18 protein-coding genes are annotated in these 17,897 nt (G+C 61.0%); 14 read left to right on the top strand and 4 right to left on the bottom strand.

Features of this window, described 5'->3' with window-relative positions:
* Positions 1–205 precede the first annotated feature (205 nt).
* From ACP7CZ_RS13980 to ACP7CZ_RS13950, 7 genes are all read left to right on the top strand, one after another.
* Positions 206–952, top strand: a complete 747-nt coding sequence (locus ACP7CZ_RS13980) for a LytR/AlgR family response regulator transcription factor (protein ID WP_034129045.1) — start codon at positions 206–208, stop codon at positions 950–952.
* A gap of 138 nt (positions 953–1,090) precedes the next feature.
* Positions 1,091–2,032, top strand: a complete 942-nt coding sequence (gene hemC / locus ACP7CZ_RS13975) for a hydroxymethylbilane synthase (protein ID WP_034129044.1) — start codon at positions 1,091–1,093, stop codon at positions 2,030–2,032.
* The gene (locus tag ACP7CZ_RS13970; RefSeq protein WP_294195151.1) at positions 2,029–2,787 is read left to right on the top strand and encodes a uroporphyrinogen-III synthase; all 759 of its coding nucleotides are present in this window, start codon (positions 2,029–2,031) and stop codon (positions 2,785–2,787) included. Before hemC ends, ACP7CZ_RS13970 begins: the two co-directional genes overlap by 4 nt.
* Positions 2,788–2,805: 18 nt before the next feature.
* On the top strand, positions 2,806–3,921 hold the full coding sequence (locus tag ACP7CZ_RS13965; protein WP_034129042.1) for a uroporphyrinogen-III C-methyltransferase: 1,116 nt from the start codon (positions 2,806–2,808) through the stop codon (positions 3,919–3,921).
* Between the two features lie 5 nt (positions 3,922–3,926).
* A complete protein-coding gene (locus ACP7CZ_RS13960; RefSeq protein ID WP_034129041.1) occupies positions 3,927–5,168 on the top strand; it encodes a heme biosynthesis protein HemY in 1,242 nt (413 codons plus the stop codon).
* Between the two features lie 236 nt (positions 5,169–5,404).
* Entirely contained in the window at positions 5,405–5,926 is a 522-nt protein-coding gene (locus tag ACP7CZ_RS13955; RefSeq protein ID WP_034129040.1) for a disulfide bond formation protein B, read from the top strand.
* Positions 5,927–6,135: 209 nt separating this feature from the next.
* A complete protein-coding gene (locus ACP7CZ_RS13950; RefSeq protein ID WP_057975310.1) occupies positions 6,136–6,594 on the top strand; it encodes an Rsd/AlgQ family anti-sigma factor in 459 nt (152 codons plus the stop codon).
* 53 nt (positions 6,595–6,647) lie between these two features.
* Here the strand turns inward: ACP7CZ_RS13950 and ACP7CZ_RS13945 are convergent, their stop codons facing one another.
* On the bottom strand, positions 6,648–7,325 hold the full coding sequence (locus tag ACP7CZ_RS13945) for an FKBP-type peptidyl-prolyl cis-trans isomerase (RefSeq protein ID WP_034129038.1): 678 nt from the start codon (positions 7,323–7,325) through the stop codon (positions 6,648–6,650).
* A 192-nt stretch (positions 7,326–7,517) separates the two neighbouring features.
* Between ACP7CZ_RS13945 and ACP7CZ_RS13940 the strand changes: the two genes are divergently transcribed.
* Positions 7,518–8,681, top strand: a complete 1,164-nt coding sequence (locus tag ACP7CZ_RS13940; RefSeq protein ID WP_089041514.1) for an AlgP family protein — start codon at positions 7,518–7,520, stop codon at positions 8,679–8,681.
* Here the strand turns inward: ACP7CZ_RS13940 and ACP7CZ_RS13935 are convergent.
* Entirely contained in the window at positions 8,678–9,142 is a 465-nt protein-coding gene (locus tag ACP7CZ_RS13935) for a TIGR02444 family protein (protein WP_034129036.1), read from the bottom strand. The genes ACP7CZ_RS13940 and ACP7CZ_RS13935 overlap by 4 nt on opposite strands.
* 50 nt (positions 9,143–9,192) lie before the next feature.
* On the opposite strand from ACP7CZ_RS13935, the gene abc-f reads away from it, so the two are divergent.
* The 5 genes from abc-f (at position 9,193) to ACP7CZ_RS13910 (ending at position 15,026) form a co-directional block, all read left to right on the top strand.
* The gene (gene abc-f, locus ACP7CZ_RS13930; RefSeq protein WP_014720438.1) at positions 9,193–11,103 is read left to right on the top strand and encodes a ribosomal protection-like ABC-F family protein; all 1,911 of its coding nucleotides are present in this window, start codon (positions 9,193–9,195) and stop codon (positions 11,101–11,103) included.
* Positions 11,103–11,669, top strand: a complete 567-nt coding sequence (locus tag ACP7CZ_RS13925) for a mechanosensitive ion channel family protein (RefSeq protein ID WP_034129034.1) — start codon at positions 11,103–11,105, stop codon at positions 11,667–11,669. Before abc-f ends, ACP7CZ_RS13925 begins: the two co-directional genes overlap by 1 nt.
* 169 nt (positions 11,670–11,838) lie before the next feature.
* Positions 11,839–12,471, top strand: coding sequence for a LysE family transporter (locus ACP7CZ_RS13920; protein ID WP_005792425.1), 633 nt, complete (start codon positions 11,839–11,841; stop codon positions 12,469–12,471).
* Positions 12,472–12,673: 202 nt separating this feature from the next.
* Positions 12,674–14,569, top strand: a complete 1,896-nt coding sequence (locus ACP7CZ_RS13915) for an FTR1 family protein (RefSeq protein WP_054896007.1) — start codon at positions 12,674–12,676, stop codon at positions 14,567–14,569.
* Position 14,570: 1 nt separating this feature from the next.
* Positions 14,571–15,026, top strand: a complete 456-nt coding sequence (locus tag ACP7CZ_RS13910; protein ID WP_034129032.1) for a YaiI/YqxD family protein — start codon at positions 14,571–14,573, stop codon at positions 15,024–15,026.
* A 151-nt stretch (positions 15,027–15,177) separates the two neighbouring features.
* On the opposite strand, the gene elbB is transcribed toward ACP7CZ_RS13910, so the two are convergent.
* Positions 15,178–15,843: an isoprenoid biosynthesis glyoxalase ElbB gene (gene elbB, locus ACP7CZ_RS13905; protein WP_294195179.1), complete on the bottom strand. Its 666-nt coding sequence runs from the start codon at positions 15,841–15,843 to the stop codon at positions 15,178–15,180.
* 115 nt (positions 15,844–15,958) lie between these two features.
* Between elbB and ACP7CZ_RS13900 the strand changes: the two genes are divergently transcribed.
* Positions 15,959–17,194: a sterol desaturase family protein gene (locus tag ACP7CZ_RS13900; RefSeq protein WP_070415500.1), complete on the top strand. Its 1,236-nt coding sequence runs from the start codon at positions 15,959–15,961 to the stop codon at positions 17,192–17,194.
* Here ACP7CZ_RS13900 and ACP7CZ_RS13895 read toward each other — a convergent pair.
* On the bottom strand, positions 17,175–17,810 hold the full coding sequence (locus ACP7CZ_RS13895) for a DedA family protein (RefSeq protein WP_034129029.1): 636 nt from the start codon (positions 17,808–17,810) through the stop codon (positions 17,175–17,177). The genes ACP7CZ_RS13900 and ACP7CZ_RS13895 overlap by 20 nt on opposite strands.
* Positions 17,811–17,897 lie beyond the last annotated feature (87 nt).

The raw sequence follows: 17,897 nt of genomic DNA, 5'->3' as shown, positions 1-17,897 counted from the left end.
TCGGATTGTTTATCAGTGAACCCTACGACGATGCCCGAATGCAGCGGGTCTTGGGCGCTATTGAACAGGTCCGGGTAAATTTGGGTGCCATTCTCAGGGCACTTTTTGCCGCTCGCGCTAGTCTTAGCGTGGATCGCTGTGACGTCAGTCACCGCACCTGTCTACGCTATCCTTGTGCGAGACTCACGCAGGAATCCAGCGCAATATGAATGTCCTGATCGTTGATGACGAACCCCAAGCCCGCGAGCGACTGAGCCGTCTGGTCAGTGAACTCGAGGGTTATTCAGTCCTTGAACCGAGTGCCACCAGTGGCGAGGAGGCGTTGACGCTGATCGACAGCCACAAGCCCGATGTAGTGCTGCTCGATATCCGGATGCCGGGCTTTGATGGCCTGCAGGTCGCCGCCCGCCTGAGCGAACGCGAATCGCCGCCTGCCGTGGTGTTGTGTGCGGCGCAGGATGAGTTTTCTGCACAGGCGCTGGAAGACAGCGGTGTCAGTTTTCTCGTCAAGCCGGCCACTGCTGAAGCCTTGCTCAAAGCCTTGAAAAAAGCCGAGCGTCCCAGCCGCGCCCAACTGGCTGCCTTGACGCAACCGGCTGCGCAAAGTGGTAACGGGCCACGCAGCCATATCAGCGCGCGTACCCGCAAGGGCATCGAACTGATCCCACTCGGCCAGGTGGTCTACTTTATTGCCGATCACAAATACGTGACCTTGCGCCACGAGACCGGTGAAGTGTTGCTCGATGAGCCGCTCAAGGCGCTTGAAGACGAGTTTGGCGAGCGTTTCGTGCGCATTCATCGCAACGCGCTGGTCGCCCGTGAACGTATCGAGCGCCTGCAGCGCACGCCCCTGGGGCACTTTCAGTTATTCCTGAAGGGGCTCAATGGTGATGCGTTGATCGTCAGCCGACGCCATGTCGCGGGCGTGCGCAAAATGATGCAGCAGCTTTAGCCCAAGGGCTGCGGCGCGGTCTGCATTCCTTATCCCGGTGCGGCGTGGCCAGGGAGGCCCCGCACTTGCTGATTCAAATCAAAGCGTATTTGCCTGAGCTGTTATTATCCGCCGTATCTATTCAGTACGGATTGATCCATGTCCTCTCGCGAAATCCGCATCGCCACCCGTAAAAGCGCCTTGGCCTTGTGGCAGGCCGAATACGTCAAAGCACGCCTTGAGCAGGCCCATCCCGGCCTCAAGGTCTCCCTGGTGCCCATGGTCAGTCGCGGCGATAAGCTGCTGGACTCGCCACTGTCCAAAATCGGCGGCAAGGGCCTGTTCGTCAAGGAATTGGAAACTGCGCTGCTGGATAACGAAGCCGACATCGCCGTGCATTCGATGAAAGACGTGCCCATGGACTTCCCTGAAGGCCTGGGCCTTTTTTGTATCTGCGAGCGCGAAGACCCGCGCGACGCCTTCGTTTCCAACACCTTCGCGTCTCTGGACGAATTGCCGCCAGGCAGTATCGTCGGCACCTCCAGCCTGCGTCGCCAGGCCCAGTTGCTGACGCGGCGTCCCGACCTGCAGATCCGCTTTTTGCGTGGCAACGTCAACACGCGCCTCGCCAAGCTGGACGCCGGCGAATACGACGCGATCATCCTCGCCGCTGCCGGCCTGATCCGCCTGGGCTTTGAAGACCGCATCACCTCGGCCATCAGCGTCGAAGACAGCCTGCCCGCTGGCGGGCAGGGCGCAGTCGGCATCGAATGTCGCACCGCCGACAGCGAAATTCACGCACTGCTCAAGCCTCTCGATCACGCGGACACCGAAGTGCGTGTTACCGCCGAGCGTGCCTTGAACAAACACCTCAACGGTGGCTGCCAAGTGCCCATCGCCTGCTATGCCGTACTCGAAGGTGAGAACCTGTGGCTTCGTGGCCTGGTCGGTGATCCGGACGGCGGTAACCTGCTGACCGCCGAGGTGCGTGGGCCGCAGCGTGATGCCACGGCCCTGGGGATTCAGGTTGCCGAGGAACTGCTGGAAAAAGGCGCGGGTGCCATTTTGCAAAAAGTCTATGGCGAGGCCGGCCCGCAGTGACCAAATGGCGAGTGCTGCTGACGCGGCCTGCCGAGGAGTCGACGGCCGTGGCGGCGTTATTGGCCAAGAGCGGCATTCACAGCAGCTGCCTGCCTTTGCTGGAGACCGAAGCCTTGCCGGTGACTGCTGAGCAACGCGCGGTATTCGGCGCGCTGCCGCGCTATTGTGCCGTCATCGTGGTGAGCAAGCCGGCTGCACGCCTGGCGTTGCAGCGGTTGGGGGACATTGTGCCGCCAATGCCCTGGTTCAGTGTCGGCGCGGCGACGGCACAGATACTGGCCGATCATGGCCTCAAGGTTCACTATCCCGCCACTGGCGACGATAGCGAGGCCTTGCTTGAACTGCCCGCCTTGCGCGAGGCTATTGCACTGCCGGGCGGCCGGGTGTTGATCCTGCGCGGCGAGGGCGGGCGTGAGTTGCTGGCAGAGCGTTTACGCGAGCAAGGTGCTAGTGTCGATTACCTGGAATTGTATCGGCGTTTTCTTCCGGTGTATGAAAAGGGCGCGTTGATGCAACGCATCCAGTTGGAACGCTTGAACGGCCTGGTGGTCAGCAGTGGGCAGGGTTTTTTACACCTGCACGCGTCAGCCGGCCCCGATTGGCCAGAGGTGGCACAGCTGCCGTTGTTCGTGCCCAGCCCGCGTGTATATGAAATGGCGCGTGCTGCGGGTGCAGAAAAAGTTGTGGATTGTCGCGGCGCGAGTGCCGCGGCTTTGTTAGTGGCGTTAGGGAGCTATCCCGTTCCCACTCTCTGATACGCAAAGGACGGATACGTGAGCGAAACAGCCTTGCCTAAAGATGAAGCTCAGCCCGCGCTTGATGCGCCGGTCGAGACACCGGTCAGCGCGCCACGCCGTGGCAATGGCCTGGCCGTCGTCGCCTTGCTGTTGGGCGCTGCGGGCGTAGCCGCCGGCGGCTGGGGGATCTGGCAGGTCCGTGCCCTGCAAGCCAGCAGCCAGCACCAACTGGGCCAGGTGCAGACCCTGGATGACCAGTCCCAGAGCCTCAAGCAAGGCCAGCAACAGCTGGCCGCCCGCCTGGCGCAGTTGCCGGGTGCGGATGAGCTGGAAGAGCGTCGCCGCCTGGTCACGCAGTTGCAGGGAGATCAGCAGCGCCTCAACCAGCGTCTGGAAACCGTGTTGGGTGCCAGCCGCAAGGACTGGCGCCTGGCCGAGGCCGAGCATCTGATCCGTCTGGCCAGCTTGCGTTTGTCCGCCTTGCAAGACATTAACAGCGCCCAGTCGCTGGTCCAGGGTGCCGACGAGATTCTTCGCGAACAGAGCGACCCAGGGGCTTTCGCTGCACGGGAGCAATTGGCCAAGAGCCTGGCCGCGCTGCGCAGCACCGAGCAACCGGACCGTACCGGCCTGTACCTGCAATTGGCTGCCTTGCGTGACCAGGTGGTGCAACTGGCGGCGATTGCCCCGGAGTATCAGCTCACGGAGCCTGCTTCCCAGGGGCGCCCCACCAGCGATACGCAGAACCAGTTGAGCCAGTGGTGGGAGCAGATCTCCCGTTATTTCCGCATTGACTTCAACCCGGATGACAACATCCGTCCCTTGCTGGCAGGCCAAGGCCTGAACCAAGTGCGCCTGGCCTTGAGCCTGGCACTGGAGCAAGCCCAATGGGCTGCGCTTAACGGCGAGGCGGCCGTCTACAGCCGCTCGTTGGGGGAAGCGCGCAGCGTGTTGCAGGACAACTTCAACCAGGACAACCCGCAGAGCAAGGCGATGCTGGCGCGCATTGCCGAGCTTGAGCCCAAGGCCGTGTCCGTGGTCACGCCTGACCTGGCCGCGAGCCTGGCCGCTGTGCAGGCGTACCTTGAGCGTCGTCATCTGTCGGCCGACGAAGCCAAGGCCGCGGCTGGCAAACCGGCGACCCAGGAGTAGAGCTGATGAAGCGTTTCTATGTGATCCTGGTGCTCGCAATTGCGCTCGCCCTGGCCCTGGGTGTAGGCATTTCGAAGCACACCGGCTACGTGTTGATTACCTATCCTCACCTGCTGCATTACGAATCAAGCCTGTGGGCGACATTGGTGGCGGTGTTTGCCATCGGCCTGGCGATTTATCTGGTCCGCGTGTTGTGGAGCCTGGTCACCACATCCGGTGGCGTGGTCAACCCCTGGTCACGGCGCAATCGCAGCCGCCGTGTTCAGATCGCTATCGAGCAAGGCCAGATGGACCTCGCCGAGGGACGTTGGGCCAGTGCGGAGCGCCACTTGCACCGCGCCGCCGAAGCAGAGCGTCAGCCGCTGCTGTATTACATCGGTGCCGCCCGTGCGGCTAATGAACAGGGCCGTTATGAGGAATCCGACGGCTTGCTGGAGCGCGCTCTGGAGCGCCAGCCCCAGGCCGAACTGGCCATTGCCTTGAGCCACGCGCAATTGCAGATGGATCGAGGTGATACGGAAGGCGCGCTGGTCACTCTTCAGGCGATGCATGAGCGTCACCCGCATAACGCGCAAGTGCTGCGACAACTGCAACGCCTGCATCAACAGCGTGGCGATTGGTCGTCTGTGATTCGCCTGCTGCCTGAGCTGCGCAAGGACAAAGTCTTGCCCGCCAATGAACTGGCCGAGCTGGAGCGTCGCGCCTGGGGCGAGAACCTGAGCCTGGCGGCCCAGCGTGAAGAGCAAGGCGAAGCAGGGTTGCAGTCCTTGGAACGCGCATGGGAGCAACTGACCACTGCCCAGCGCCAACAGCCACAACTGGTGTTGGCGTATGCCGACCAACTGCGTCGATTGGGCGCGGATGCCAAGGCCGAAGAAGTGCTGCGTGGTGCTCTCAAGCGCGGTTATGACAGCCACTTGATCCGGTTGTACGGCCTGTTGCGCGGCAGTGATCCTGCGCGCCAATTGAAGTTTGCCGAAGGCTGGCTCAAGGACCACCCAGGCGATGCCAGCCTGTTGCTGACGCTGGGCCGTCTGTGCCTGCAAAACAGTCTGTGGGGCAAGGCGCGGGATTATCTGGAAAGCAGCCTGCAAGTGCAGCGCAATCCCGAAGCCTGCGCCGAATTGGCTCGCCTGCTGGCCCAATTGGGCGACACCGAGCGCAGCAACCAGCTGTTTCAGGAAGGCTTGGGATTGCTCGACAATCGCCTGCTGTCTTCGCCGCTGCCGGTGCCTGCGCGAGCTTGAAGTAGGAAAGGGTGAGTGGGTTGGCTCGGACCGATCCGACACCCGCTCCTTCAACGCTTGAAAACACTCGGTTTAACTGGCCTTGTTACTAATTCCTACTTGTTGTAACTGAATTTCCTCGGGCCCGTGGCGGGATGTCCTTATGTTTTCGAGGAAATGTCTGCTCTAGGGCGTATTGAAAGGGGTCGGGCCTTTCCTCTACCGTAGCGACCTATCTCTTGCAGTGCGGATAAACAATGTCTTTGGCCCCTTTACGCTCTTTGTTTTTCCTGGCGTTCATGGCGGGTGCGCTGACGTTGGGCGCGTCTTTCTACCTTCAATACGGCGCGCTGCTACGACCTTGTTTTCTATGCCAGGTACAGCGCCTGTTCCTCGCGTCTTTTGCCTTGATCAACCTGATTGCCGCGCTTCATAGACCTGGGCGTTCCGGCCATTGCCTCTACGGGCTGGCGAGCATGGCCTGTGCGTTGCTGGGCGCCATCACCGCAGGCAGGCAAGTGCTGTTGCAGAACAGGCCGGCAAGTCAGGTCGGGGATTGCTGGCCCAGCGTGCAGCATATGCTTGAAAACCTGTCTGTCTGGCAGGCAATGCGCTCGGTGTTCAATGGCACGGTCGATTGTGTCGAAATCAACTGGACGCTGTTTGACCTGAGCCTGCCTGAGTGGAGTCTGTTGTTCTTCGTGGCGATGCTGATCCTGGGGTTCATGCAGGTGTCACGGTTGTTGTTCGACAGGCATTTGCGCCTCGCAACGCCTTGAAAACGAGACTCAGGTTGTAGGAGCGGATTAAACACTTGTATGAACATTCTCTCCTGCGTACCTTGAAGCCATAGTCATGCGGGCATAATCTGGCCCGCACGCGTTATCCAAACCGCTTGTCAGACACGGCCTTGTCCGTCTGCTGCTTCATCCTTGAAGTGTTGCGCAGGTACAGAGCTGCGGCGCCCCAATAGGGAAGAGAGATCATCATGTTGGAAAGTTGTCAGAATGCTCAGGAACGCTGGGGTGGGGTGCACAAGCTGATCGACAGCTGGTTGAAGGCACGTCACGAACTGGTTCGGGCCTTTGATGCTCTCGGCGCCAAGCCCGAAGCGTTGGCTGAGAATCGCAAGCCGTTGCAGGAGTTCTGTGAGGTGTTGGTGGACTACGTGTCTGCCGGCCATTTCGGCGTCTACGAGCAACTGACCAAGGAGGCCGAAGCCTTCGATGATCAGCGTGGCCTGGAGTTGGCTGAGACGCTTTATCCGCGCATTGATGTGATCACTGAAAAGCTGCTGGCGTTCACCGACCTGTGTGATGCCGGGAAATGTGTCGCGGAAAAATTCAAAGAGTTGGGGGCGCTGTTGCATGAGCGTTTCGAGCTGGAAGATTGCTTGATCGAAGTGCTGCACAACGCTCATAAGGAAGAACCCGCCACCCAGGCTTGAAGCTGGTGGCGAGGTAAGAAAACGGTGCGCATGTCGCACCGTTTTTTTATGGGTCAGTGGCGAGTGCCGAGTAGTTCGATCTCGAACACCAGCGGCGTATAGGGGGGGATCAACTCACCTGCGCCGTCTGCGCCATAGGCCTGGGCTGAAGGAATCACCAGACGCCATTTCGCACCCACCGGCATCTGTTGCAATGCACTGCTCCAACCGCTGATCACGCTGTTGAGGCGAAACCATTGCGGTTGCGTACTTTTGTCGAAGACAGTTCCATCAGGCAGTCGGCCCACGTATTTAACCTGCACTTCATCGCTGGCCAACGGCTTGTTGCCAGTGCCCGCTACCAGCTCGGTGAGCAGGATCCCATCGGCCAACTGACGAACCCCGACGGTGGCTTTTTCCTTTGAGAGAAATTGCTGCTCGGCAGCGAGTGCTTTTTCGCTTTGAGGTCGTTGGGCGTCGGCGGCGTTCTGCGCTTCGTGCTGTGCGAGGATCTGTTCGATGCGCGCGTTATCCAGCGCCAGTGGTTTGCCCTGGTAGGCTTGCTTGAGTCCGTCGAGCAGAGCCTGTATCTGCAGGTCGGGGACTTCCTGGCGCAACCGTTCGCCAAGGCTTGCGCCCAGGCTATAGGCAAGATCGTGTGGGGTTGCGGCGGTGGTGTTTGAAGAGGGTTGCTCGCTTGCATCGGCCACGCAGATCGCCAAGCCGAACACTAGAAAAAGGTAACGCGACATGGGCATTCTCCCGGCGAAAGTGCGACGGATTATGCCAGTGCGGCTGCGTAAAAAGTGACGTGGTTTTCCGTTATATCGATAAGAATTTTCGCACGTTGCAACGCAACGCAAACGATACTGTCAACATGCCCTAGCGGCGGTAAGAGCAGAGGGCTAGTATGAGCCGCACCCACGTCAGCCAGGAGGTAAACCATGTCGGCCAAACAGAAGCCTGTAAATACCCCGTTGCACTTGCTCCAACAACTTTCGGGCAGCCTGCTCGAACATCTGGAAAGCGCGTGCTCCCAAGCCTTGGCTGATGCAGAAAAACTGCTCGCCAAACTGGAAAAGCAACGCGGTAAAGCGCAAGAAAAACTGCACAAGTCCCGCACCAAACTGCAAGACGCCGCCACTGCCGGCAAGTCCAAGGCGCAAGCCAAAGCCAAAGGCGCGGTCAAAGAACTTGAAGAGCTGCTGGATGCTCTCAAGGATCGCCAAGCCGAAACCCGCAGCTACATTTCCCAACTCAAAAAAGACGCTCAAGAAAGCCTGAAATTGGCCCAAGGCGTTGGCCGTGTGAAGGAAGCCGTAGCTAAGGCACTGGGTGCTCGTACGCCTGCAAAAGTAGCCGCGAAGCCAGCCGCTAAAACTGCTGCCAAGCCAGCCGCTAAAACCGCTGCTTCCAAACCAGCCGCCAAGCCAGCCGCTAAAACCGCTGCTTCCAAACCAGCCGCCAAGCCGGCTGCTAAAACTGCTGCTGCCAAACCAGCCGCTAAGCCAGCTGCTAAAACTGCTGCTGCCAAACCAGCCGCTAAGCCAACTGCTAAAACTGCTGCTGCCAAACCAGCCGCGAAGCCAGCCGCTAAAACTGCTGCTGCCAAACCAGCCGCCAAGCCAGCTGCTAAAACTGCTGCTGCCAAACCAGCCGCGAAGCCAGCCGCTAAAACTGCTGCTGCCAAACCAGCCGCTAAGCCAGCTGCTAAAACTGCTGCTGCCAAACCAGCCGCTAAGCCAGCTGCTAAAACTACTGCTGCCAAACCAGCCGCTAAGCCAGCCGCTAAAACTGCTGCTGCCAAGCCAGCCGCGAAGCCAGCTGCTAAACCTGCTGCTGCCAAACCAGCTGCCAAGCCAGTCGCTAAAACGGCAGTTGCCAAACCGGCCGCTAAACCCGCTGCTGCCAAACCAGCCGCTAAGCCAACTGCTAAACCTGCTGCCGCTAAACCGGCCGCGAAGCCCGCTGCCAAGCCAGCGCCCGCAAAGCCAGCTACTCCAGCAGCACCCACTGCTACTCCGGCAGCAGCCACCGCTCCAACTGCATCGGCCAGCAGCACCCCTGCACCGGTAGCGCCAAGCACCACCCCAACCAGCGCTTCCTAAGTGTTGGTGGCCATGGCGCGCAATTGCAGCAGCGCGTCGTGGTCAAGGTTGGCGGCTTCGGTCGCCAGGCCTTCAAGCCATTCTTGCTGACCCGGCACCTCATTGATCGGCCACGCCTGCGCCAGCGCTTCCAAGCGCGCCAGCAGCGTTCTTTCGGCCTCCAGTTCCAGCGTCTTGACCTGCTCTCGTAGCAATGCCAATTGCGCATCCTGCTGGGCCAAGGCTCGCCATTGCCCGCGCATTTGTCGCAAGGGTTCGACAACCTGCACCCGCCACGGCTGGGCAATCTGCTGCAGTGCCTGAACCCGTTCGGGCTTATATGCCACACCTCGCCATTCCAGCCACGCACCACACAACAACAGGCACACGTCTGCCCCTTGCTCCTGCAAGCGCAGGCAAGCGGCCTCCACGCCCGGGCGGGCATAGGTCGAAAGGGCAAAGCTCCACAGGTCAGCGCACATATTCACACCCAAGCCAGCGGCCAACGAAGCTGGTAGACTCCGCCGCCATTATGATCCGACTTCAAAGCCTAACATTACAGCGTGGCCCGCAACGTCTTCTCGAAGACGCCGAGCTGACCCTGCACGCCGGTCACAAAGCCGGCCTGATCGGAGCCAATGGCGCCGGCAAATCCACGTTGTTCGCCTTGTTGCTGGGTGAGCTGACCCCGGATTCGGGGGACTGCCTGCTGCCGGCCGACTGGCGCATTGCCCATATGCGCCAGGAGATCGACACCCTGGACCGTATCGCCATCGACTACGTGCTCGATGGCGACCTGCGCCTGCGCCAGGTGCAGCACGACCTGGCTGAGGCCGAAAAAGCCCAGGACGGTGCCGCACAGGCGCGCCTGCACTCGGAGCTGGACAGCGCCGACGGCTATACCGCCGACGCCCGTGCTCGCAAGATGCTCGCCGGCCTTGGGTTTACCAACGAACAGATGGACCGTCCGGTCGCGGACTTCTCCGGTGGCTGGCGTATGCGCCTGAACCTGGCCCAAGCGCTGATGTGCCCCTCGGACCTGTTGCTGCTCGACGAGCCGACCAACCACTTGGACCTCGATGCGATCCTGTGGCTGGAAGACTTCCTCAAGAGTTACCAGGGCACCTTGCTGCTGATTTCCCACGACCGGGATTTCCTCGACGCCGTGGTCGATAACATCGCCCATGTCGAACAGAAGAAAATCACCCTTTACCGTGGCGGCTATACCGCGTTCGAACGCGCGCGTGCCGAACGCCTGGCCCAGCAGCAACAGGCCTTTGAAAAGCAACAGGCGCAACGTGCGCACATGGAAAGCTACATCGCACGGTTCAAGGCCCAGGCTACCAAGGCCCGCCAGGCGCAGAGCCGGATCAAGGCCCTGGAACGCATGGAAGAGCTGTCGGCGGCCCACGTCGATTCGCCGTTCGACTTTGTCTTCCGTGAGTCGGTGAAGATCTCCAGCCCGCTGTTGGACCTCTCGGACGCTCGCCTTGGCTATGGCGACAAAACCATCCTTGAGAAGGTCAAGCTGCAGCTCACGCCGGGCGCACGCATCGGTTTGCTCGGCCCAAACGGCGCAGGCAAGTCGACATTGATCAAGAACCTTTCGGGTGAGCTTGAGCCGCTGGCCGGCCGCCTGACCCGTGGCGAGAACACGGTGGTGGGTTACTTCGCCCAGCACCAATTGGACTCGCTGGACGCCAAGGCCAGCCCGCTGTTGCACCTGCAACGCCTGGCGCCGACCGAGCGCGAGCAGACCCTGCGCGACTTCCTTGGCGGTTTCGACTTCCGTGGCGCGCGCATTGACGAACCTGTGCTGAATTTCTCCGGTGGCGAAAAAGCCCGACTGGCCCTGGCCCTGATCGCGTGGGATCGCCCGAACCTGTTGCTGCTCGACGAACCGACCAACCACCTGGACCTGGAAATGCGCCTGGCGCTGACCATGGCCCTGCAGGAGTTCAGCGGTGCGGTATTGGTGGTGTCTCACGACCGTCACCTGCTCAAGAGCACTACCGACAATTTCCTGCTGGTCGCCGACGGCAAGGTCGAAGAGTTCGACGGCGACCTGGACGACTACGCGCGCTGGCTGACGGAATACCGCCTGCGCAATGCGCCGGCCAGCAACACGCCGGTCAACCCGGACAAGACTGACAAGAAAGCCCAGCGCCAGGCCGCCGCCGCGCTGCGCCAGCAGTTGGCGCCGCACAAACGTGAGGCCGACAAGCTGGAAGCCGAACTGGGCAAGGTGCATGAGCGCCTGGCCAAGATCGAAGCCAGCCTGGGCGACAGCGCCGTGTATGAGGCGGCGCGCAAGGACGAGCTGCGTGACCTGCTGGCCGAACAGGCCAAGCTCAAGGTGCGAGAGGGGCAACTGGAGGAAACCTGGATGGAGGCCCTCGAATTGCTCGAAACCCTGCAAGCGGAGCTGGAGGCGCTGTCCTGATGGAAGCGTTGCAATTGCCAGTCCCGGTGCAATGGATCGAGCCCATCTGGATTGGCGTGCAAATCCTGCTGATCCTGCTGGCCGGCTACCTGGCCCAGCGCTTTGTCGCCAAAGGCCTGACACGCCTGGGTGAGCGCTACCCGCTCCCGCCGCAATTGCTGATGCCCCTGCGCGGCGGCTTGCGCTGGCTGATCATGGGCAGTGCACTGATCTTTGTATTGGGCCGCCTGGGTGTGTCGGCCACGGTGTTGTGGACGGCCCTGTCCGGCTTTGTCGCGGTGGCGGCCGTGGCGTTCTTCGCCATGTGGTCGGTGCTGTCCAACTTGCTGTGCGCGATCCTGATCTTTACCGTCGGGCCGTTTCGCCTGGGTGATATCGTCGAGCTGGTGGACACCGTCGACAAGCCGGGCGTGAAGGGCCGGGTCGTGGCGATCAACTTGCTCTACACCACGCTGATCGAAGTCGAGGAAGCCGGGACCAACAGCGCGATGGTGCAGGTGCCCAATAGTCTGTTCTTCCAGCGCTCGGTACGCCGTTGGCCCGGCTCTGGCACCAACATCCTGTAGGAGCAAGCTTGCTCGCGAAGACCGTCAACGATAACGCAGCGCTTGCAGTCAGCCCGCATCGCCTGTGCATTTTTCGCGAGCAAGCTCTCTCCTGCAGAAATCTGTAGCCAGCCTTTGGTCGCTGGAGTTAGCTTAAGGCACAACCGCTAACTCCCTTGCGAGGTGTGCAATGGCTCTCGATACATGGCTGGCCTTTTTCCTGGCCAGTTGGATCATCTCCCTTTCTCCTGGCGCCGGTGCCATCGCCTCGATGTCCAGCGGCCTACAGTACGGTTTTGTGCGTGGCTACTGGAACGCCATCGGCCTGCAACTTGGCCTGGCGATGCAGATTGCTGTGGTCGCCGGTGGTTTGGGGGCCATTCTGGCGGCCTCGTCTACTGCGTTCTATGCGATCAAATGGTTCGGCGTGGCCTACCTCGTGTACCTTGCCATCAAGCAATGGCGCGCTTTGCCCATGGACATGACCGATGACGCCGCCGTACGCCCGATCGGCAAACCGATGGCGATGATGTTCCGCGGCTTTCTGGTCAACGCCAGCAACCCCAAGGCGTTGGTGTTCATGCTGGCGGTGCTGCCGCAGTTCGTGAACCCGCAGGCGCCGTTGTTGATCCAGTACCTGATCCTTGGTGCGACCATGATCAGCGTCGATATGATCGTGATGGCGGGCTACACAGGGTTGGCCTCGAAAGTCTTGCGCCTGTTGCGTACGCCTAAACAACAGAAACGTGTGAACCGCACCTTTGCTGGCTTGTTTGTCGGCGCTGCCGGTTTCCTTGCCAGCCTGCATCGCGCCACGGCCTGACCAAGCGACTGGCTCAAAAATGTGGGAGCGGGCTTGCTCGCGAATACGGTATATCAGTCAAAGAAAATAGTGACTGAAGCACCGCATTCGCGAGCAAGCCCGCTCCCACATTGGTTTTAGGGTGATAAGAAATAACACCTTGAGTCGAATCCATTAAAGCTCAACAATAGTGTTACTTCGTATTTCCACTTGAGATTCATTCATGACCGCCCCTTTCCGCTTTCTCGCCTGGCTGCTGTTGCCGGCATTGCTGTCGTGCAGCCTCAATCTGTCGGCCGCGACCGCCGAGGGCGCGCCGCAAGCCCTGCATTTGCTTGACTACATTGGCGCCGACTACCCACCGACGGTAGAGGCGGGCAAGGTGGTGGATGACTCTGAATACCGCGAACAAGTCGAGTTTCTCGGGGTATTGCAGGGGCTGGTGGCGGAGTTGCCAGACAAGCCTGAGCGCGCCGAGCTGGTAAAGGGCGTTGATGAGCTGCTGGCCGCGGTCACTGCCCACCAGGACGGCGCGAGCGTTGCCCGCCAGGCTCGTCAATTGGGCGCCAAGCTGGCCGTGGCGTATGAAGTCAGCCAGGCCCCGGCCATCACGCCGGACCCGACGCGCGGCGCGCCGCTCTACGCCCAGCATTGTTCGGTGTGCCACGGCACAACGGGCGCCGGCGATGGCCCGGCAGGCGTGGGCATGACCCCACCGCCGGCTAACCTGCGCGATGCAACGCGCCTGGACCGCCTGAGCCTCTACGCGATCTATAACACCCTCGGCCTGGGCGTCGAAGGCACCGACATGCCGTCGTTCGCTGACCAATTGGACGACCGCCAGCGCTGGGACCTGGCAACCTATATCGCCGGCTTCACGGCCGACCCGGCCGCTGCCAAAGGCGAGCAGACATTCAACCTCGCCGACCTGGCCCGCCAGACCCCCACTGAAGTACTCGCCGCTGACGGCCCTGACGCTGCCACGACATTCCGCGCCCAGCGTGCGCAGCCGCCGCAGGTTCAGCGTGGCCCCGCGCAGTTGCTCGACTACACTGCCGCCACCCTGGACAAGAGCCTCGCGGCTTTCCGCAACGGCGACCATGAGCAGGCTTACGATCTATCCGTCGCAGCCTACCTGGAAGGCTTCGAGCTGGTGGAAAGCTCCCTGGATAACGTCGATGCCAATGTGCGCAAAGACACCGAGAAGGCCCTGATGGCCTATCGGCAATCGTTGCAGGACGGCTTGCCTATCGAGCAGGTGCAGCAGCGCTTGGATGCAGCCAAAGGCAAACTCACTGAATCGGCTGGTTTGCTGGGCGGCGATGGCCTGAGCTGGTCGTTGAGCTATATCTCCGGCTTGCTGATCCTGCTGCGTGAAGGCCTGGAAGCGATTCTGGTGCTGGCCGCGATCCTCGCCTTCCTGCGTAACACCGGCCAGCAATCGGCGGTGCGCAGCGTCAACGTCGGCTGGGGCCTGGCGCTGTTGGCAGGTTTGGGTACCTGGGCCTTGGCGGCCTATGTCATTGACGTCAGCGGCGCCCAGCGTGAGTTGCTTGAGGGCTGCACGGCGTTGTTTGCCAGTGTGATGGTGCTATGGCTCGGCGTGTGGATGCACGACCGGCGTCACGCGGCGGCCTGGCAGGACTACATCAAGAGCAGCCTGGTGGGCGGCGGTGGGCGTTTCGGGTTTGCCGTGCTGGCGTTCTTCTCGGTATATCGCGAACTGTTCGAAGTGATCCTGTTCTACGAAACCCTGTGGCTGCAGGCCGGCCCTGCCGGGCACAACGCGGTGCTGGCCGGTGGTGCCACGGCGCTGGTGCTGCTGGTGGGCCTGGCCTGGGTGATCCTGCGCGGTTCGGCGAAGTTGCCCCTGGCGCTGTTCTTTGGCATCAACGCCGCGTTGCTGTGTGCGCTGTCGGTGGTGTTCGCCGGGCACGGTGTGAAAGCCTTGCAGGAAGCGGGCATTTTCGGCACGCGGCCAGTGGCGTTCTTTGACTTCGACTGGCTGGGCATCCACGCCGATGCGTACTCGTTGGGGGCACAGGCCGTGGCGATCCTGGCGATTGTGGTGTTGTATGGCCGTAGCCGCCTGACCGAAAAGCACCGGGCGGCGGCGTAGCATGCGCGTGTGGATCGACGCCGACGCCTGCCCTCGGGCGGCCAAGGACCAAGTGGTGAAGTTTGCCCTCAAGCGCCAGTTTGAGGTGGTGCTGGTCGCAGGGCAAAGCCAGATCAAGCCTAGCTTTGCCTGTGTGAAGCTGATCGTGGTGCCCAGCGGGCCGGATGCCGCCGATGATTACCTGGTGGAGCACGCCGTGCCCGGCGAACTGGTGATTTGCAGCGACGTGCCCTTGGCCGATCGACTGGTGAAGAAGGGCATCACGGCCCTCGACCCGCGTGGCAAGGAGTTCAGCCCTGCGAACATGAGCGAGCGGTTGGCGGTGCGCAACCTGTTCACCGACCTGCGCGAGCAAGGCCAGATGGGCGGCGGCCCGCCGCCCCACAGCGAAAAGGACAAGCAGGCGTTTGCCAATGCGCTGGACCGAATTCTTACCCGCTTGATGAAACCAGCCTGACCTGTGGCGAGGGAGCTTGCTCCCGCTGGGCTGTGCAGCAGCCCCAAAGCCGTCGTCAGTGTTTTATCTGAATCACTGCGTCAGCTTAGATGGGGCTGCTTCGCCACCCAGCGGGAGCAAGCTCCCTCGCCACAGGTGCATTCCCCATCAGTCAGTCGTTTTCGTGGGTTAATTCCAATACCCGATCCACCAGCTTGTTGATGCCTGAGGCCACCTCGCTGATGTTCTTGCCCAGCATGTAGGCCGGTGTACTCACCAGCTTGCGCGCCTGGTCCTCGACGATGTCCTCCACGGTGCATTCGACGTGGGTGGCGCCCATCTTGTCCAGGGCTGCGGCGGTGTCGGCATCGTTGCCGATGGTGCAGGTCACGCCAGGGCCGTAGATCTTGGCGGCCAGGGCCGGCGAAATGCAGATCAACCCCACCGGCTTGCCCGCTTCGGCAAAGGCTTCAGCCAGTGCCAGCACCTGGGGGTTGATGCTGCAGCCGGCGCCTTCCACGGCAAAGTTCGACAGGTTCTTGGCCGCGCCAAAACCGCCCGGCACGATCAGCGCGTCAAAGTCTGCGGCGTTGGCTTGGCCAATATCCTTCACGGCGCCTCGGGCGATGCGCGCGGATTCCACCAGCACGTTGCGCGATTCGGGCATTTCTTCGCCCGTGAGGTGGTTGATCACGTGCAACTGCGCTACGTCGGGTGCAAAGCATTCCACTTGAGCGCCGCGCTGGTCCAGGCGCAGCAGGGTGATCACGCTTTCATGGATCTCTGCGCCGTCGTACACGCCACAGCCGGAAAGGATCACTGCAATCTTTTTGCTCATGGGCATTTCTCCTGATTCATGGCGTTAAATGTCTACTAATTTGTAACCTCTTGCCAATGGGAACTCACGTCGCTGCACCTAATCTTGATGTAACAAAAATAGACCGGACTAGCCCATGGACTTTGTGCCTTACGCAGTACCGTTTTTTATTGCCCTGATCGTGGTCGAGTTGCTGGCCGACCGTTGGCGTGGCGTGCGCAACTACCGAGTGGCGGATGCCATCAACAGCCTCAGCACCGGAGTGCTGTCCACCACCACAGGCTTGCTCACCAAGGGCGTGGGCCTGCTGACCTACGCGTTCGCCATCGAGCACCTGGCGCTGTTCGAATTGCCTGCCCAGAGTGCCTGGACCTGGGTGTTTGCCTTTGTGTTCTATGACTTCTGCTACTACTGGCTGCACCGCATGGGTCATGAGCGCAACATACTGTGGGCCGCGCATTCGGTGCATCACCAGAGCGAGGACTACAACCTCAGCACCGCTTTGCGCCAGACCAGCACCGGTTTCCTGCTGAGCTGGATCTTCTACTTGCCCCTGGCGGTGGTTGGTGTGCCACTGGTGGTGTTTATCAGCGTGGCGTCGCTCAACCTGCTGTATCAATTCTGGGTCCATACACGCCATGTTCCCAAGCTTGGCTGGTTCGAATGGTTTTTCGTCACACCGTCCAATCATCGGGCCCACCATGCGCAGAACGCTCTCTACATGGATCGCAACTACGGCGGGGTGTTCATTATTTGGGACCGACTGTTCGGTACCTTCCAGGAGGAAGACGATAACGAACCGTTGATTTTCGGTGTGACCACACCCTTGGCCAGCTGGAACCCGCTGTGGGCCAACCTGCAGTTTTATGCGCAACTCTGGAGTGACGCCCGGCGTACTGAGCGTTGGTGGGACAAGCTGCGTATCTGGTTCATGCGCACCGGCTGGCGCCCGGCGGACGTCAAGGCCAAGTACCCGATGGCCAAGCCGGACCTGAGTCAGTTCCGCAAATTCGAGGTGCCGCTGGATGTGCGCCAACAGGTCTACATCGCCTTGCAGTTTGCGGCCTATGTAGGGTTTGGCAGTTATCTGATGAATTTCGGTGAGGGCTTGCCCTCCACGGCGCTGGTCCTTGGCTGGGGCACGATGGCGCTGGGGTTGTTTACCCTGGGCGTGGCGCTGGAGAATCGCCCATGGGCGCTGAAGGCCGAGCTGGCGCGCCTGGCGCTGAATGTTCCCTTGGTATGGCTGGCGCCGCTGGTGGGGTTGTGGCCCGCCAGCAACCTGGGCTGGCTGGGCCTGGCGAGCTACAGCCTGCTCAGCATCATCGGCCTCTACTGTTGCAGAAGCCGGCTTACTCGGTTGGTGTCTTAGGCGTTTCGACCGAGGCTGGCTCGTTAGCCAGCCGAGCCTTGGCCTCGGCACAGGCTTGGCGGGCGATGCGGGCATTCTTGAAGCGACGGCGCAGCCACAGGCCAAAGCCCAGCACCAGCAAGGCGGCCAATACCCACAACTCGTATTTCTTGACGCTGCCGAGCATTCCTTCCAGCACTGCGCCGAAGTGATAGGCTGCCGCCCCCAGTGCCGCGGCCCAGATCGCCGCGCCAATACCGTTCAGAACCAGGTAGCGCAACGGTGGGTAGCCGGACAGGCCAATCGCCACGGGCATCACCGTGCGCAACCCGTATACGAAGCGGAAACTCAATACCCAGATATCCGGATGCTTGCGGATATGTTCCAGTGCCTTGTCGCCCATCAGTTGCCAGCGCGGCTTGCGCGCCAGCAACTTGCGGCCGTGCTTGCGCCCCATGTAGTACCAGAGCTGGTCGCCGGCGTAGCTGCCAAAAAAGGCAACGACCACCACCAGGTTGATATCCATGTAGCCACGGAACGCCAGGAAGCCTGCGAGTACAAGGATGGTCTCGCCTTCGAAGAACGTGCCGAGAAAGAGGGCAAAGTAGCCGAAGTCATGCAGAAATTGTTGAAGCATGGTCTAGGGTGCTGGCGAAATGAACGCGCAGCCTACGCCTTCACGAAGATTCATGAAAGTATCGAGATGTGTCACGAAGTGAACAAT

This window comes from Pseudomonas sp. DWP2-2 (assembly GCF_049897065.1).
In the GTDB taxonomy this organism is placed as follows: Bacteria; Pseudomonadota; Gammaproteobacteria; order Pseudomonadales; family Pseudomonadaceae; genus Aquipseudomonas; species Aquipseudomonas paracarnis.
Note: the sequence above shows the minus strand (reverse complement) of the source record. Positions and strands in the feature narration are given on the sequence as shown.

Excerpts from the sequence above, each read along its gene's own strand:
- ACP7CZ_RS13980 (WP_034129045.1), top strand. The coding sequence starts at position 206 with ATGAATGTCCTGATCGTTGATGACGAACCCCAAGCCCGCGAGCGACTG.
- hemC (WP_034129044.1), top strand. The coding sequence starts at position 1,091 with ATGTCCTCTCGCGAAATCCGCATCGCCACCCGTAAAAGCGCCTTGGCC.
- ACP7CZ_RS13960 (WP_034129041.1), top strand. The coding sequence starts at position 3,927 with ATGAAGCGTTTCTATGTGATCCTGGTGCTCGCAATTGCGCTCGCCCTG.
- ACP7CZ_RS13955 (WP_034129040.1), top strand. The coding sequence starts at position 5,405 with ATGTCTTTGGCCCCTTTACGCTCTTTGTTTTTCCTGGCGTTCATGGCG.
- ACP7CZ_RS13950 (WP_057975310.1), top strand. The coding sequence starts at position 6,136 with ATGTTGGAAAGTTGTCAGAATGCTCAGGAACGCTGGGGTGGGGTGCAC.
- ACP7CZ_RS13945 (WP_034129038.1), bottom strand. The coding sequence starts at position 7,325 with ATGTCGCGTTACCTTTTTCTAGTGTTCGGCTTGGCGATCTGCGTGGCC.
- ACP7CZ_RS13940 (WP_089041514.1), top strand. The coding sequence starts at position 7,518 with ATGTCGGCCAAACAGAAGCCTGTAAATACCCCGTTGCACTTGCTCCAA.
- ACP7CZ_RS13935 (WP_034129036.1), bottom strand. The coding sequence starts at position 9,142 with ATGTGCGCTGACCTGTGGAGCTTTGCCCTTTCGACCTATGCCCGCCCG.
- abc-f (WP_014720438.1), top strand. The coding sequence starts at position 9,193 with ATGATCCGACTTCAAAGCCTAACATTACAGCGTGGCCCGCAACGTCTT.
- ACP7CZ_RS13925 (WP_034129034.1), top strand. The coding sequence starts at position 11,103 with ATGGAAGCGTTGCAATTGCCAGTCCCGGTGCAATGGATCGAGCCCATC.
- ACP7CZ_RS13920 (WP_005792425.1), top strand. The coding sequence starts at position 11,839 with ATGGCTCTCGATACATGGCTGGCCTTTTTCCTGGCCAGTTGGATCATC.
- ACP7CZ_RS13915 (WP_054896007.1), top strand. The coding sequence starts at position 12,674 with ATGACCGCCCCTTTCCGCTTTCTCGCCTGGCTGCTGTTGCCGGCATTG.
- ACP7CZ_RS13910 (WP_034129032.1), top strand. The coding sequence starts at position 14,571 with ATGCGCGTGTGGATCGACGCCGACGCCTGCCCTCGGGCGGCCAAGGAC.
- elbB (WP_294195179.1), bottom strand. The coding sequence starts at position 15,843 with ATGAGCAAAAAGATTGCAGTGATCCTTTCCGGCTGTGGCGTGTACGAC.
- ACP7CZ_RS13900 (WP_070415500.1), top strand. The coding sequence starts at position 15,959 with ATGGACTTTGTGCCTTACGCAGTACCGTTTTTTATTGCCCTGATCGTG.
- ACP7CZ_RS13895 (WP_034129029.1), bottom strand. The coding sequence starts at position 17,810 with ATGCTTCAACAATTTCTGCATGACTTCGGCTACTTTGCCCTCTTTCTC.